This window comes from Vibrio sp. 779(2023), assembly GCF_033344285.1.
GTDB classification, from domain to species: domain Bacteria; phylum Pseudomonadota; class Gammaproteobacteria; order Enterobacterales; family Vibrionaceae; genus Vibrio; species Vibrio alginolyticus.
On record NZ_JAWPOM010000001.1, the window covers coordinates 17,892 to 32,661 of the forward strand.

General features: G+C 45.1%; 14 protein-coding genes. 7 read left to right on the forward strand and 7 right to left on the reverse strand.

Translation table 11 applies throughout. The annotated features are described in order from the left end of the window. Window positions 1-41 precede the first annotated feature (41 nt). A complete protein-coding gene (locus R8O70_RS00090) occupies window positions 42-1,892 on the reverse strand; it encodes an ABC transporter ATP-binding protein (RefSeq protein ID WP_005374597.1) in 1,851 nt (616 codons plus the stop codon). Window positions 1,893-2,296: 404 nt separating this feature from the next. Between R8O70_RS00090 and R8O70_RS00095 the strand changes: the two genes are divergently transcribed. Both R8O70_RS00095 and R8O70_RS00100 read left to right on the forward strand, forming a co-directional pair. Then, the gene (locus R8O70_RS00095) at window positions 2,297-3,298 is read left to right on the forward strand and encodes an arginine deiminase-related protein (RefSeq protein WP_005383547.1); all 1,002 of its coding nucleotides are present in this window, start codon (window positions 2,297-2,299) and stop codon (window positions 3,296-3,298) included. 264 nt (window positions 3,299-3,562) lie between these two features. Next, on the forward strand, window positions 3,563-4,801 hold the full coding sequence (locus R8O70_RS00100; protein ID WP_132936212.1) for a DEAD/DEAH box helicase: 1,239 nt from the start codon (window positions 3,563-3,565) through the stop codon (window positions 4,799-4,801). Window positions 4,802-4,856: 55 nt separating this feature from the next. Here R8O70_RS00100 and R8O70_RS00105 read toward each other — a convergent pair whose 3' ends face one another. Next, complete coding sequence (locus R8O70_RS00105; RefSeq protein WP_025768698.1) at window positions 4,857-5,561, reverse strand: MOSC domain-containing protein; 705 nt, start codon at window positions 5,559-5,561, stop codon at window positions 4,857-4,859. Between the two features lie 111 nt (window positions 5,562-5,672). On the opposite strand from R8O70_RS00105, the gene R8O70_RS00110 reads away from it, so the two are divergent. After that, on the forward strand, window positions 5,673-6,488 hold the full coding sequence (locus R8O70_RS00110) for an AraC family transcriptional regulator (RefSeq protein WP_054575376.1): 816 nt from the start codon (window positions 5,673-5,675) through the stop codon (window positions 6,486-6,488). Between the two features lie 88 nt (window positions 6,489-6,576). Then, on the forward strand, window positions 6,577-7,569 hold the full coding sequence (locus R8O70_RS00115; RefSeq protein WP_054576540.1) for a zinc-dependent alcohol dehydrogenase family protein: 993 nt from the start codon (window positions 6,577-6,579) through the stop codon (window positions 7,567-7,569). A 73-nt stretch (window positions 7,570-7,642) separates the two neighbouring features. On the opposite strand, the gene R8O70_RS00120 is transcribed toward R8O70_RS00115, so the two are convergent. The 3 genes from R8O70_RS00120 to R8O70_RS00130 form a co-directional block, all read right to left on the reverse strand. Beyond that, window positions 7,643-8,338 (reverse strand): VC0807 family protein, encoded by a 696-nt coding sequence (locus R8O70_RS00120; RefSeq protein WP_005383527.1) that lies wholly within the window; start codon window positions 8,336-8,338, stop codon window positions 7,643-7,645. Between the two features lie 166 nt (window positions 8,339-8,504). Then, window positions 8,505-9,035 carry a sigma-70 family RNA polymerase sigma factor gene (locus tag R8O70_RS00125; RefSeq protein ID WP_255209459.1) on the reverse strand — a complete coding sequence of 177 codons (531 nt, stop codon included), beginning with the start codon at window positions 9,033-9,035 and terminating at the stop codon, window positions 8,505-8,507. Between the two features lie 120 nt (window positions 9,036-9,155). Continuing rightward, window positions 9,156-9,842: a DJ-1/PfpI family protein gene (locus R8O70_RS00130; RefSeq protein WP_132936213.1), complete on the reverse strand. Its 687-nt coding sequence runs from the start codon at window positions 9,840-9,842 to the stop codon at window positions 9,156-9,158. 126 nt (window positions 9,843-9,968) lie between these two features. Here R8O70_RS00130 and R8O70_RS00135 point away from each other — a divergent pair, with 126 nt between their 5' ends. Both R8O70_RS00135 and R8O70_RS00140 read left to right on the forward strand, forming a co-directional pair. After that, the gene (locus R8O70_RS00135; RefSeq protein ID WP_017820076.1) at window positions 9,969-10,925 is read left to right on the forward strand and encodes a LysR family transcriptional regulator; all 957 of its coding nucleotides are present in this window, start codon (window positions 9,969-9,971) and stop codon (window positions 10,923-10,925) included. Window positions 10,926-11,052: 127 nt separating this feature from the next. Next, window positions 11,053-11,592, forward strand: coding sequence for a CAP domain-containing protein (locus tag R8O70_RS00140; RefSeq protein WP_005398264.1), 540 nt, complete (start codon window positions 11,053-11,055; stop codon window positions 11,590-11,592). A gap of 79 nt (window positions 11,593-11,671) precedes the next feature. Here the strand turns inward: R8O70_RS00140 and R8O70_RS00145 are convergent, their stop codons facing one another. Further along, a complete protein-coding gene (locus R8O70_RS00145; RefSeq protein WP_132936215.1) occupies window positions 11,672-12,091 on the reverse strand; it encodes a VOC family protein in 420 nt (139 codons plus the stop codon). A 229-nt stretch (window positions 12,092-12,320) separates the two neighbouring features. On the opposite strand from R8O70_RS00145, the gene R8O70_RS00150 reads away from it, so the two are divergent. Beyond that, window positions 12,321-12,890 (forward strand): hypothetical protein, encoded by a 570-nt coding sequence (locus R8O70_RS00150; RefSeq protein ID WP_064369556.1) that lies wholly within the window; start codon window positions 12,321-12,323, stop codon window positions 12,888-12,890. A 253-nt stretch (window positions 12,891-13,143) separates the two neighbouring features. Here the strand turns inward: R8O70_RS00150 and ahpF are convergent, their stop codons facing one another. Then, a complete protein-coding gene (gene ahpF / locus R8O70_RS00155; RefSeq protein ID WP_005374617.1) occupies window positions 13,144-14,712 on the reverse strand; it encodes an alkyl hydroperoxide reductase subunit F in 1,569 nt (522 codons plus the stop codon). Window positions 14,713-14,770 lie beyond the last annotated feature (58 nt).

Here is a 14,770-nt window from a genome sequence, read left to right on the forward strand (position 1 = left end):
ACGGCGCTTAAAGCGCCGTTTTTTATTGAGCTTATCACTCGTTAAGAAGCGTGTTGATTGTCTAGTTCTTCAGCGATAAATCCGCCAGTTTGATGCGCCCAAAGCTGGGCGTAAATGCCGTTATTCGCAATGAGTTCTTGATGAGAACCTTGTTCAACGATGCTGCCTTTATCTAGCACGATGAGGCGATCCATTTGTGCGATGGTCGATAATCGGTGAGCGATAGCAATAACCGTTTTCCCTTGCATTAACTCATTCAAGCTTTCCTGAATCGCTGCTTCGACTTCTGAATCCAGAGCCGATGTGGCTTCATCCAATACCAGCAATGGTGCGTCTTTGAGTAGCACACGAGATATTGCGATACGCTGACGTTGGCCGCCAGACAGTTTTACACCACGTTCACCAACTTGCGCATCGTATCCGACATTACCAAATGGGTCGGTCAGAGTTTCGATAAACTCATGGGCATGCGCTTGCTTAGTGGCTTTCAGCAAATCTTCTTCTGTCGCATCTGGATTGCCATACAAAATATTGTCTCGAATTGAACGGTGTAGCAGAGAAGTATCTTGGGTCACCATACCGATCTTTGAACGCAAAGAGTCTTGTGTAACTTCTGAGATGTTCTGTCCATCGATCTTAATGCTGCCGTCTTCGACATCGTGGAAACGAAGTAACAAGTTCACCAAAGTCGATTTTCCGGCGCCGGAGCGCCCAACCAAGCCGACTTTCTCTCCTGGTTTGATGTTGAGATCGAGATGGCTAATTACGCCTTTGTTCTCACCGTAATGGAAGCTGACGTTATCAAAGTGAATGCCTCCTTCAGTGACAACCAAGTCTTTTGCACCTGGTTTATCTTTAATATCAATAGGCTTAGAGAGCGTTTTCATTCCATCGACAACGGTTCCCATGTTTTCAAAGAGGGCGCCAACTTCCCACATTATCCACATCGACATACCATTTACGCGTAATGCAAGACTAACAGCAATCGCAATCGCGCCAACGCTAATGGCACTATCCAACCACAGGTAAATAGATAAAGCAGCAACGGAAAAGACCAAAATATAGTTTGAGATCTCTACAGCGACGTCGAAGCCGGTCACTAGGCGCATTTGACGATAGACCGTATTCAAAAATCCTTTCATGCCTTGCTCGGCATATTGGGTTTCGCGCTGGCTATGAGAAAACAGTTTGACGGTTTGAATATTGGTATAACTGTCGACGATGCGCCCTGTCATTGTCGAACGTGCATCGGCCTGTGCTGAAGCGACGTCTTTGAGCTTAGGGACAAAATAGATTTGGATAGCGATGTAAGCGAGTAGCCAGACAATCATTGGGATCATCAAACGCCAGTCTGCCGTCGCTAACATAATGATCATGCTGGTGAAGTAAACCGTAACGTAAACAAACACATCCATAGCTTTCATCACGGTTTCGCGCACAGCTAATGAGGTTTGCATGACTTTCGTTGCGACTCGACCTGCAAAATCATCTTGATAGAAGTTCAAGCTTTGATTGAGCAAATACCGGTGTGCAAGCCAGCGGATAGACATTGGGTAGTTGCCCAATAACGTTTGATGAACGAGCAACGAGTACAAGATCACCAATATAGGCATGACAACCAGCAATAAGGCTCCGTAGAAAATCAAATCCGATTTGTTGTCTTGTAAGAACGTTTCTGGATTGCTGGTAGACAACCAATCAACCAATTGTCCCATGGCGCCAAACAACATTACCTCAACAACAGCCACAATTGTGGCCATCAAAGACATGATGATCAAAGGCTTTTCATAACCACGAGTGTAATAACGCAGAAAAGCGAACATCCCTGAAGGAGGCTGATCCGGTGTAGATTTGGGGAACGGCTCTGTAAAGCCTTCAAATCGTTTAAACATAACTCATCCTAAAGTTAAAACAGTGCCATTTGGGGTGGCTAAATCCATCGATTCACGCTGCTTTGGACGAAACCGCGTGTATGAGAGTTTTTTGCCTGCTCCTCGATAAAGCAGACCGATTGACGAGAGGGGCGAAAAAATAGTCTAACCGATTGTGTCTTAAATGTAACTAGTTGGTTATGAGTGTAATTGTCTATGGTTCTGATTCTTATGATGAATTCTTATCATGTTCATCGTGGTGCCATAAAAGCTTAAACCTGCAAAGTGACAATAAAATTTAAGGAAAAATGAACTTAATGCAGCAAAAATTACTTTTGTGCAATTAAATTAATTGTCAAAACAGCAAAACTGAAGTTAACAATAAATTTACAATCTCCTCATTCTAGTGATAAGGAATGTATTGGATGCTATTACACGAATCAGTGACCCAATTTGCTAATGGGAAAGAAGAAAGCACGCAAAGTGCTCAGCGCCAAACCGCAAACTGCGTAGTGATGGTGCCACCGAAAGAGTTTCGTTTTAATGAAGAAACCGCACAAGATAATGAGTTCCAACATAAAGTGTCACTTAGCCAAGAAGAAGTCTCACGTCGAGTAATGGCCGAGTTCGCGAGTATGGTTGCAACGCTGCGTCAAGAGGGCGTTCAAGTTGTTGAGTTTGATTATCCAACTTCAGATGTTGCGACGCCAGACGCGGTATTTCCAAACAATTGGTTTAGCACTACGCCAGATGGCACGTTGTACACCTTTCCAATGGCCTGTGAAAACCGTCAAAAAGAAGTACGTCCCGATGCGCTTGTGGCAGCACTAGCGCAAGCAGGGCGAGAAGTTCATCGACGCAGCAGTCTAACTGAATATCTTGATGAGCAAGCGTATTTAGAAAGCACGGGTGTGATGGTGTTTGACCACCTAAATAAAACGGTCTACGCCGCACTCTCACAACGTTGTGATCGTCTGGTTTTAGAAGATTACGCCGATCGTATTGGCTATGAACGAGTGATTTCTTTCCAAACTCGTTTGCCGTCTGGTGCGCCGATTTATCACACCAATGTGATGATGGCGGTTGGCGAACAGTTTTGCGTGATTTGTGACGAAGTGATCCCAGAATTTGAGCGTCGTTTTGTAATGAAGTCACTCGCCAAAGACAAGCAAGTCATCTCAATTTCGCTTGAGCAGATGAACCAGTTCTGCGGTAACATTCTGCAACTGGAAACGATCAACGGCGATAAGGTGATTGCGATGTCGCAATCGGCGTACGATGCATTTTCACCAGCACAAAGAAACCAATTGGCAACGCACGGTAAATTGCTGCCATTCGACGTTTCTACCATAGAATCTATTGGTGGTGGTTCGGTTCGTTGCATGTTGGGTGAAGTGTTCTTACCGAATCGTAAAGCTGTGCTTTAATAAACTGCACATTTCTTTTCAGCCGCAGTGAAAGGCTGATGAAGCGTTCTCTTCAAGGGTTTTTAGCCGTTAGCTCTGTGGCAGTACAGACTAACGGCTTTTTTGCGCTTTTTAGTTTTCTGACGATTTGCGTAGGCGACGCTTGGTTTAAGCGCCTAAAATAGGATGGTTCACCTAGCAGATTGTGATAAAGTCCGCGCCTGCGTTTTACCGCATCTTCATTGTTTTTATTGCTTCTTCAACCAAAAGTACAAGGTTTCGCTAATGCCATTTTCTACTCTCTCATTGAGTTCTGAGCTGATTCACGCACTGCCAAAAGACTTCAAGAAACCGACCGATATTCAAGCGTTGGCCATTCCTGAGCTGTTGGCTGGTCAAGATCTATTGGCTTTGGCAAATACAGGCAGCGGCAAAACCCTTGCTTATGGTTTGCCTTTGTTGGAAAAGCTGGGTGTCAATCCAGAGCAAAAGGCGCTGATTCTTGTGCCAACGCGTGAGCTGGCAATGCAAGTGAGTGAAGCAGTTAACCAAGTTGGTCAAGTTATTGGCATTAAAACAGTGTGCTTGTGTGGCGGCGTTGATAAAGAGCAACAACAGCAGGCGCTAGCGACAAATCCTCATATCCTTGTCGCGACGACAGGTCGTTTGGTTGACCTAGCAAACAATGGCCTGGATTTGAGCAATGTTCATTATCTAGTATTGGATGAAGCGGATCGTTTGTTGGATATGGGCTTTTGGCCTGACGTACAAAAGATTTCGATGCAAACCTTCAATCAGCGTCAAACCGCGATGTTCTCGGCAACGTTTTCAGATGAGTTGAAGGGTAAAGCGAAGCTGCTTATGCAGGCACCAAAGCAAGTTGCAGCGCATCAAGAAAACAGCACCAACCAAGATATTGCTGAAACGCTGTACCTCGTCAACAAAGGCAGTAAAACCAAGGCATTGATTGAACTGATTCAAAAAAACGCGTGGGCTCAGGCATTAGTCTTTATTGGTGCGAAAGAGAACGCCGATGGCTTAGCGAAGAAGCTGAATAAAGCGGGCATCTCAACCAATGCGCTGCATGGCAATAAGAGTCAAGATGAGCGAGAAGAAGCACTGGCGCAGTTTAAATCTGGGCAAATTCAGGTGTTGATTGCCACCGAACTACTAGCGCGTGGCATTCACATTGAGCAATTACCTGTAGTGATCAACTTTGAACTGCCAATGCATGCAGAAACTTACGTTCACCGAGTAGGACGTACCGCTCGCGCAGGCCAACAAGGTGTGGCGGTGTCATTGGTTTGTCATGGTGAAATGGACGCACTAAACGCGATTCGTCACCTGACTCAACGTGCATTGCTAGTGCAAGATCTGGTTGGTTTTCCAGTAACGGATAAGCCATCAACTGGCGAGAGCAAACGCGCGCCACGCGATAAAAAAGCCAACCGCCGAACTCATGCTAAGAAGAGCATTAAGCAGTTCCAAGGTAAGTCGAAACGCCCAGCCCCGAGTGCGAAGTAAACCAAAAAAACACGCTCTTGACGGCATAGTCGGTTCAGAGCATGGCTTACAAATTTTACTTTTGAGTATTAACGGCAGTTGGGACAATCAAGCGCATTTCCCAATCTTCGACTTCACCAGTTTCTAGACGGCGCTCGACCAGCTTGCCCCAAGACTCGACTAACGGCAGCTCAGACAGCTTAGTGAGTTCTTTTCTATCTAAACAGCCAGTGAAAACCGCACCCATGATACGAGCCAATGGCCATTCTGGATAAGGTCTTTCGCACAGAATAATCTCGTCACCTGCACCGATATCGCCTTCTTCCAGCACTCGGAAATACCAGCCTGTTCGAAGCGTATCTTGCAGTCTTCTCGCCATGTCGTGTTGGTCAAAGCGTACGTTAAGTTTCCAACAAGGCATGCGACCTTGCGACACTTCCAGTAGTGTTGAGCCGATGCGAATTTTATCTTTCAAGCAAATCGTGGATTCGGTGACGCTTTCGGAGCTGATGTTTTCGCCAAAGCCGCCGGCGGATTGGAAAATTGGTCTTTCGCCTAATTCTTGTTGCCAGATTGGGTAGTGTTCGCTTGGGTAAATATGAAGCGCTTTTTGAATGCCACCATGAAAGCGCGGATCACCTTGCTCATCACTGATAAAACCGAGCTCTGTTGCATGCTGGCGCTCAGGCAGCACTTGTTTGTTGATTGCGCTTTGCGCACCATGAGCATAAGGGACGGTTTTCCCTGCTAGCACTGCTTTTACGACGCCGATTTTCTTCATGTAACCTCCTTATTATTTGAATGAGAGATAAAGTGTTTACCTTCATTCGCGATGCGGAGCATGATAGCCTAGTAAACTTGTGTCGGTGTAGGGATGAAAAGACAACTAACAATGCTAACTCGCCAAATTGATTCGAAGTCAGGCGTCGTCACCTCCAATAAGATGATGGACGCGAATCCCCATTCTCCTGTTTTGGTGAAAACCATCGACATGCCAAAAGGTTACATTGATGCGCTGCATCAACACACTTGGCATCAAATCATCTTTCCTATCAAAGGGTTATTGCAAACACAAACGGAGCATTATCAGCATTTGGTTCCGCACACCTCTGCGTTATTTGTTCCTGCGGGTGTTCAACACGAGTCGATTGCTCTAAGCAACACGATATTTGTTGGTATTTACCTCAACCCTGAGTTTGGCGCAACGTACGAGCCACAAGTGAGAACCATTGCTTTAACGTCGTTTTTAAATGAGCTTTTACAAGAGATCCGCAGACAGTGTGAAGGTGAGACAAGCCACGAAGAAGTGCTGCATTTGCTGGCGGTGCTGCATGATCAAATTTTGAAACGCAACGTGCAGACATTTCAGTTATTGCTGCCACAAGACAGACGACTAAAACTGATTTTCGAGCGACTGACTGACGAGCCAGCGTTGAGCTGTTCGCTAAAAGAGTGGGGGGAGAAAATTGGGGCGTCTGAGCGTACTTTATCACGGCTGTTCGCCAAGGAATTCAACACTTCATTTCTACTTTGGCGGCAACAAATTCGGCTAATTTACTCGCTTTCTTTGTTAGATGAATCGTTGTCAATCCAAGCCATTGCAGACCTAGTGGGTTATCAAAACGACTCATCCTACATCAAAGCATTTAAAGCCTATTTTGATATGACGCCACAACAGTTTAGAGTGAACGGCGCATCGCGCAGGTAGAAGTACAGAGTTTCGACTTCACTTAATGCTTTTGAGTAGAAGTTACGAAACTTCCTTCTTGAATTTCAATTACATGGTATGAATAGCAATGGCACCAACGATAAATACTCGAGTGAATCAATTCTGTTTTGGTCAACCCAAAACGTCGCTGTCGTTGGAAAAAGAGCCCCTCAAACCGCTTGCTCAGGGCAAGGTTCGGGTGCGACTGGAAGCCACCAATATTAACCCAAGTGACTTGCTTTCCATTCATGGTGTTGGGCAATACCGCCGCGTTCACGTACCACCTCGCGTGCCGGGATTTGAAGCGGTTGGGCGTGTGGTGGAAGTCAGTGCAGTTGGTCAAACTGACCTTCAAGTTGGGCAAAAGGTGTTGGTGGCGATGAGTGGTACTTGGCAATACTATATAGATGCCTCGCCTGAGAATCTTTTTCCACTACCTGAGAGTTTGGAGAACGGCTATGCCTGTCAGTTGTACATCAACGCGTTAACCGCGTGGGTGATCACCACTAAAGTAGCTAAGTTGAACAAAGACGATGTGGTGATCATCAATGCAGCTGGGTCAGCGATCGGTAAGATATTTGCCCAGCTCGCCCATTCACTGGGTTTTGCACTGATTGCTGTGACCTCAAAGCGAGACGAGTATCCGTACGATACGATTCCAGTGTTGGACGCGAAGAAAGAACTACAAGCGCAGCTGCAAACGCGCCAACTGCCACAACCAACGGTCGCTCTGGACGCGATAGGTGGTGAGGCTGGCACGGATCTCATTCGTACCTTGAAAGAAAACGGCCAATACATCAACTACGGAACATTGTCGTTAACGCCTTATACGCCTGAGTTTTTTGAATCGATGAAGGCCAACAACATCGACTTTAGTACATTCTTTTTGCGGTATTGGGAAGAATCGGTAGGTAAAGGCGGGAGAAAGACGGTGTTTGCTGAAATGTTAGAACACTTTATTAGCAGCGACATAAAGTTAAACGTTGCATATGATCTGCCGTTAGAGGACTTTCAAACAGCGATTGAAATGGTTGAGCGACGCTCGTCAGCAGTGTCAGGAAAAATCATTTTGACGCTGTGAATTACAGTGAGCCTGTTGAGAAAAGGGAGGATAAAATCCTCCCTTTTTTATGGGTTTACTTGTAATGATTGGGCTATTTTAGATGGAAGATTTGCTCTGTTTCGAGCGATGTCATCGCACGTACTTGACGCCAAATGTAATAAAAAATACCGAACATCATCAACATACTTGGGATGGCAATCATTGGGTAACTGTACAGCGTCATTTTTCCTAACTCTTCGTTAAAGGCAGCAGTACCAGAAGGGCTAGTCACAATCCAAGTCGCAAGGAAGTAGTTCATTGCAGATGAGAACGCAAAAGTACTTGCAAACAGGTAGTTAGAAGACATAAGGCAACGTTCGAACGCATCGGTTTTACCATTTTCTTTTAAACGTTGGTTAATCAACGCGAGGTTCAACACAGTGTCATTCAGTACTAACTTCTGCATCAGCGGGTAGCGGGTAAACGTTGAACCCAAAACCGCTAAACCGATCAGGCCAGGAATCAGGGCTTCTTTTAGTGCTAACCAGCGTGTATCAAGCTCTAACAAGCCGATGCCACCAGTTAGTAGAACACTGATAAAGCCCAGAGCAGAAATAAAGTTAAATTTCTTGTTACGGACAAGGTCCATACCGCCATAAATGATAGGAAATAGCAAAGCGACAACCAGCGCCATTGCTGTCCCTAGATGCTCATCGCCACTAAACTTCATCAAAATGAAGGAAGGGATAAATACGTTGAAAAGGATTTCAAATAAGGGATTCGGCTTTTTCGCCGTCGTGTTACTCATAATGTTTTACTGACTCTACTCTATGTCGGCTGTTATTGTACTTTGACAAGAAGTGTTCATCTAGTCGCGCTTGATGTAAAGCGTTAAAGCGTCGAGTTGTGTAACGACTTATGAAATAGACCGGAGCATAGCCAGTTAGTTTACATGATTGACTACTTTTTGTGTCTTAATGACTCTCCTTCTGTGCGATGATCTGATTACGCGCTCTGAATAATCGAGTCGCCACTGTGTTGTGGTTGAGCCTCAAGGCTTGGGCAATTTCATCATGATTCAACCCAGCCACTAAGCTCAAGAGCAACGGCTCTCGGTATTTGGGTTCGAGAATCATCATTTGTTTTTGAAGCCAATCTTGGGCCATGTCGTAGTCACTGCCAGGGTAGGTTTTTGTCTGTATTGCACACTCATCAATGTCGACAAAATCGTACTGTTTTCTATCAAAGCGCCGAGCATTCTCACGACGCAAAATAGTAATGAGCCAAGACTTCGCGGCGTTGGGGTCATTTAATTTATCAAAGAATCGCCACGCTTTCAGAAAGGTTTCTTGCGCTAAATCTTGAGCAAGGTGGTGATCTTTGCATAACCAATACGCGAGACGGTAAATCTCTTGGTATCGATCTTTCGTCAGTGCTTCGTAACGTTTATGTTTTTCCATAGCATTAAGATAAAAAGTTTGGAGAGCACGTTGTGTCTGCCAGATGAACGACAACCCTTTTTATCGCTTTTACAGTGATAAAAAGGGTTGTTCGATTAGGAAGACAAATTCGAAGAGTTAACCTTCCAAATATCGAAGGGTGACTCTGATTTCTTTCTTACACGCTTAAAATGGTTGGTTGGAAAAGCGTGAGTACTGGATGGCATCTGCGACTTCCTGAGCTTTAGACTCTGAAGTCATAAGGTGAAGTAGCTTAAGAGCAGCTTGATAGCTAACTAGGCTACCGTTCGAAGTGATAACGCCATCATCAATGACAAAATTCTGGTCGACTTGTACTTTGACTGCTGGGTAATCTCTTTGAAAGCCGTTTTCACCTCCGGCCCAAGTTGTTGCTTTTTTGCCGTTTAAAAGGCCAGCTTCGGCTAACAAATACGCGCCAGAGCAATTACTTGCCATCCAATCTGCCGCCTTTGAGGTAGTTTTAACAAAGTGAATGAGATCTTTATTTTCGATTAGTGCATCCATGTCATAGCTGGATGTTAAAACCAATACGTCGAGTTCCGGCAGATCACCAATCCAAGCATCCACACCAATTTTTAATCCTTCTTCAGTGGTGATGGTTTTCTGATCTGAGACGGAAATGGTGAGCACGTCATAATCACTAAACCAAGTGAGACGACTTGCGACGCCAAAAACCTCTAAAGGCGCAGTAACATCAGAGGTCAGTACGCCATCGTAAACCAGAATACCAATTCGTTTATCTGCGGCATGTGCTGTTTGAAGCATCCCAAAGAATAGGACTAGTGTCGCTATCAATAGTTGTAGTGCATTCTTCAATCCGTTTTTACCCATGGTTTTTTCCTCGTTAACAGAGCATCAAGTTATTGAGGTTCATTATATTTAGGCTAATTAGTGATTGAAGAGCCACTTTGTCTTTACTAAAGTGAATAAAATTCATGAATAGAGTTCATTGGTTATATGGATAAGATACGGTCCCTACGATTTTTTATTGCCACTTTAGATGGCGGTAGTTTTGCTGCGGCTGCCAAAGTGTATGGCACTGACCCTTCGACCGTGAGTAAAGCCATACATCGTCTTGAAAGCGATTTGGGTATACAGCTTTTTCAACGTTCTACGCGACAGAGCCGCCTGACAGAAGCTGGTCGTAGGTACGCAAATACTGCTAGGTTTGTACTGGAGGAGCTGGCGGCATGTGAGGATTCATTAAAAAGTCACAATGATGCGCTTTCAGGGCAGCTTAAGATTAATGTGCCAGTCTCGTACGGTCGCCTCTATATTCGTCCTTTATTAAAAGAGTTTTGTCGCCGCTACCCTAACATCACTATCGATATTCATTACGATGACGCCTACGTTGATATTATTGAGCAAGGTATTGATGTGTCGATTCGCTCTGGTGTCGTTCACGATAGTCAATTGATTGTGCGTCAGCTCAGCCCTATCGATTTTATCATTTGTGCCAGTCAGGATTACTTAGCGCGCCATGGTGTTCCGAGTGGCCCGGATGTATTCAATGACCATTCTTGGGTTCGTTTTCGTTTTAAACAAACGGGGAAACTGTTGCCGATTCGGATGCCAGAACCAGACGGTGCGAGTGAATATGACCCCGAAAGAAACTACATTGTAAATGACGGTGAATCCATGGCAGAGCTTTGCGCAGAAGGCTTAGGATTAACTCAGATCCCTCATTTTATCGCGAGAGACTGGCTTAAAGCGGGGCGTTTAGTGCCGATATTTCCGAGCATGCGCCAAGCAGGAAATGGCGTGTATCTTCTCTATGCCAACCGGGAATATGTGCCTGCACGAGTTAGGGTGTTCATCGATTTTATCACTCAAGCAATACAGGATATGGATGAAACGCCATTCCATACTTGGGCTGAAACGTTGCCGATTTATCGACCGAACCAAGGCGATTGAAAACTTCATGTGAGTCTTTGGTTAAAACCCCCTAAGCTATATGGCGCTTTTATTGGTTTTTGTTAGTTTATTGGGCGTTATTATCGAAAAGCGCAGTTTGCTCTTCGTCACTCATAAAGGAAAGACAATGCCAACTAAGATCTTAGTGCCTGCTTTGGCCCTACTTCTCAGCGCATGTGGCGGCGATGGGGAGTCGTCAGCCCCAGCAGAAAGCGGCTCACAAAACACAGGTTCCACATCGTCACAAGGCACATTTGCCGAGCAGATGCTTGCAGCGGTCAACAGCGCTCGCTCTACTACACAACAGTGTGGCGCAACCACCATGCCACCTGTTGGGGCCCTGACTTGGAGCTACGATTTGGAAAGCGCCGCTTATCGACATTCAAGCGATATGGCGAACAGCGATTTCATGAGCCACACAGGCTCTGATGGCAGCAAAATGTCAGATCGAGTTAACGCAACGGGTTATGCTTGGAGCGCCATTGGTGAGAATGTCGCCGTAGGGCAAAGCACCATTAACGCCGTCGTGAATGCTTGGTTATCGAGTGAAGGTCACTGCCTTAATATCATGAGTGCGGATTTTGATCAGATGGGCGCGTCGCTTGTCGAAAATCACTCTGCACGTTACGGGTATTACTGGACTCAGGTTTTTGCCAAACAGCGCTAATGCGATAAAGAAGCCCGATAGATAAAAAATAAAACGCCAGCAGTCACTATCTGCTGGCGTTTTATTATTTACATCTCTTTTAGCTTGTCAGGTTACGAAGTTTTGGGTCATCCGCCAGGTATTCAACAAATTCAATCTCAAAACCTGCAGGGTCAACAAAATACACATTTTTGCGATATGGTTCATCAGCACCAGGTTGGGCAATCGGATAACCTGCATCGGTTAGTCTTTTGATGATTGCATCGACGTTGTTGGTCACATAAGCAAAATGCGCTAGCCCAACTTGGTGCCCGCTCAACTCGCGGTTTTCTTCTTCGCCATGGTCACTCATGGCTATGTATTGATACTCGTCGCCAAAATGTAGCCAGTTTCTTGGTTTGCCACTCCATTCGCCTTTACCTTCATCACGCACGTACCAATGTGGAAATGCAGTTTGGTAAAACTTCAGCATTTCAGGGATATCTTTCACGACTAAGTTAATATGTTCTAGTTGGATCATGATGTGCTCCTTTTTGTCATTTTCTAGCCAACGATGAATATGCTAAAACCTCAAGTAAAGTTGAGGTAAAGGGCTTTTTTGATTTTATTTGTAGACGCCATTTATAAAGGTCAGGCAGCTGACACTGAAGAGTTGGCTCACACAGAAATCATTGAAACCTTGTGCAAGATTGGAAAGATGTTACATGATGGGGACTTCCAGTTAACCGTTTGATTTAAGTAAGCAAAAGATGAAAGTTTTTACACTTAATCATGATGTTGAGAATTTCCCTTTTTTACAAGAAACTCAACTAGAGATTTCTATACAATACTCGGATGGCGATTTGCGGGAGTTATGTGGTGAGCGTGTCGCTGATACTTGGATGATTATTGATTTGGAGTGGGTGAGTGATAACCACATGCTTACAACAAAACCTGATTTTGCAATCTGGCGTGCAGGCGAGTTTGCTTGTTCTGAGTCCGCATATAATCAAATAAACGAAGCTCTTGATTCCAGTTGTGAGTTTTTGCCATTACGCGTCGCTGGCGAGCGTTGGTATGCCATAAACATACTCAAAACTTGCGATGCCATTGATAAGGATCGCACTGTGTTAAATGTAAGAGCTAATGGTAAGCCAAGTCGTGTAAAGCGGTTTAAAAAATTAGTGTTGAGTATTAAATCAATCAAATCCGGAGGCTTGTTCAGGATTGAAAATAACGGAAGCGGTGTTTACTGCAATGATGAATTAGGTGGTTTGTATGAAATTTACCATCGTTGTCAGCTAAAAGGTCTGATATTTGAAGCAGTAGAAACGAGTTAAAGCCCGCAATGTTTCACCCTAAGTGTATTTCGGCAGCTTTATTTTACTCTGTTATTTCTAGTAATAATTTGTTCCCCCCCCCCCAAAAAAAAAAAAACCAAAAAAGCCAGCAGTTAGTACCTGCTGGCAAAGTCTTTGGGCTTCTAGTTTTTTGATTTTATTTCTTGTTACTCATCGCTGTCACGGTGCCCCGATTGGTTTTCCGGGGAAGAAAACACAGCACCGTGCGCTTTGTGTCCAAGAAATTTGGAGATTAACCTTGCTTACGGATTAGGTAGTCAAATGCGCCTAAGCTTGCTTTTGCACCTTCACCCATCGCAATGATGATCTGTTTGTAAGGAACGGTTGTTGCGTCACCCGCTGCGAAGACACCTTCTAGGCTAGTATCGCCACGGCTGCCGACTTCAATTTCGCCGCGCTCAGATAGCGCTACTTCTGAATCTTTTAGCCATTCTGTGTTCGGTACTAGACCGATTTGAACAAAGATACCTGACAGTTCAATCTCTTTGATTTCATCTGTGTTGCGGTCTTTGTACTTCAAGCTTGTTACGCGAGTACCGTCGCCCACTACTTCTGTTGTTTGCGCCATCGTGATGATGTCTACGTTTGGTAGTGAGTTCGCTTTGTCGATAAGTACTTGGTCTGCGCGAAGTACGTCTGCAAATTCAAGAACCGTTACGTGTTCTACGATACCAGCAAGGTCGATAGCCGCTTCGATGCCTGAGTTACCACCGCCGATAACCGCAGTTTTCTTGCCTTTGAACAGTGGACCGTCACAGTGTGGGCAGTACGCGACGCCTTTGTTGCGGTACTCTTGCTCACCCGGAACGTTCATTTCACGCCAGCGTGCACCAGGGCTAAGGATGACACTCTTACTCTTCAGCGTTGCGCCGCTTTCAAGTTGAATGTGAATCAAACCATCTTCTGTGTGTGCTGCGCCCATTAGCTTCTCAGCTTGTTGCTCAGTCACAACATCTACGTCGTATTCTTTTAGGTGTTCTGCTAGGTCAGTTGCCAGTTTTGGACCTTCAGTACGTTTTACCGAAATGAAATTCTCGATTGCCATGGTGTCCATAACCTGACCGCCAAAACGCTTAGCAACCACACCAGTGCGAATACCTTTACGAGCGGCGTATAGAGCAGCTGCGCTACCACCAGGACCACCGCCGACAACAAGTACATCGTATGGATCTTTCTCGCTCAGTGCTTTTGCGGCTTTCTCGCTCGCGCCGTCATCCACTTTGTTTAGGATTTCAGTCAGAGACATACGACCTTGACCGAATAGCTCACCGTTCACGAATACGCTTGGTACGGCCATGATGTCGCGTTGTTTCACTTCATCTTGGAACAAACCACCGTCGATCATGGTTGCTTTTACTTTCGGGTTGATCGCCGCCATCATGTTGAACGCTTGAACCACGTCCGGACAGTTTTGACACGACAATGAAATGAAGATTTCTACGTCTAGATCTTTGTCTAGTGCTGCGATTTGCTCAATCACTTCCGGTTCTAGTTTGATTGGGTGACCGCCCGAATGAAGCAGTGCCAATACTAGAGAGGTAAATTCGTGACCCATTGGTAAGCCTGCAAAGCGTAGTGCTGTGCCTTTTGCTGGGTTAGTTACCGCCATCACTGGTTTACGTGCGCTTGCGTTGTCGTCACGTTCAACGGTGATTAGGTCGCTCATCTCTGCGATTTGGTTCGCTAGAGACAAAATGTCATTCGATGCTTTGCTTTCATCTAGACTAACCACTAAACGAACTTCTTCTTTTACATTAGCCAGATATTGTTTGAGTTGTTGTTGGATCGCTTGGTCTAACATAGTTGTTACTACCTTAATTAAAACTAAAAAGTGGTTACTGTAGATAAAACCTGAGGGG

Coding starts and splice junctions, on each gene's coding strand:
- R8O70_RS00090 (WP_005374597.1), bottom strand. CDS start 1,892: ATGTTTAAACGATTTGAAGGCTTTACAGAGCCGTTCCCCAAATCTACA.
- R8O70_RS00130 (WP_132936213.1), bottom strand. CDS start 9,842: ATGGGTAAAAACGGATTGAAGAATGCACTACAACTATTGATAGCGACA.
- R8O70_RS00100 (WP_132936212.1), top strand. CDS start 3,563: ATGCCATTTTCTACTCTCTCATTGAGTTCTGAGCTGATTCACGCACTG.
- ahpF (WP_005374617.1), bottom strand. CDS start 14,712: ATGTTAGACCAAGCGATCCAACAACAACTCAAACAATATCTGGCTAAT.
- R8O70_RS00095 (WP_005383547.1), top strand. CDS start 2,297: ATGCTATTACACGAATCAGTGACCCAATTTGCTAATGGGAAAGAAGAA.
- R8O70_RS00150 (WP_064369556.1), top strand. CDS start 12,321: ATGAAAGTTTTTACACTTAATCATGATGTTGAGAATTTCCCTTTTTTA.
- R8O70_RS00145 (WP_132936215.1), bottom strand. CDS start 12,091: ATGATCCAACTAGAACATATTAACTTAGTCGTGAAAGATATCCCTGAA.
- R8O70_RS00115 (WP_054576540.1), top strand. CDS start 6,577: ATGGCACCAACGATAAATACTCGAGTGAATCAATTCTGTTTTGGTCAA.
- R8O70_RS00135 (WP_017820076.1), top strand. CDS start 9,969: ATGGATAAGATACGGTCCCTACGATTTTTTATTGCCACTTTAGATGGC.
- R8O70_RS00120 (WP_005383527.1), bottom strand. CDS start 8,338: ATGAGTAACACGACGGCGAAAAAGCCGAATCCCTTATTTGAAATCCTT.
- R8O70_RS00105 (WP_025768698.1), bottom strand. CDS start 5,561: ATGAAGAAAATCGGCGTCGTAAAAGCAGTGCTAGCAGGGAAAACCGTC.
- R8O70_RS00140 (WP_005398264.1), top strand. CDS start 11,053: ATGCCAACTAAGATCTTAGTGCCTGCTTTGGCCCTACTTCTCAGCGCA.
- R8O70_RS00110 (WP_054575376.1), top strand. CDS start 5,673: ATGCTAACTCGCCAAATTGATTCGAAGTCAGGCGTCGTCACCTCCAAT.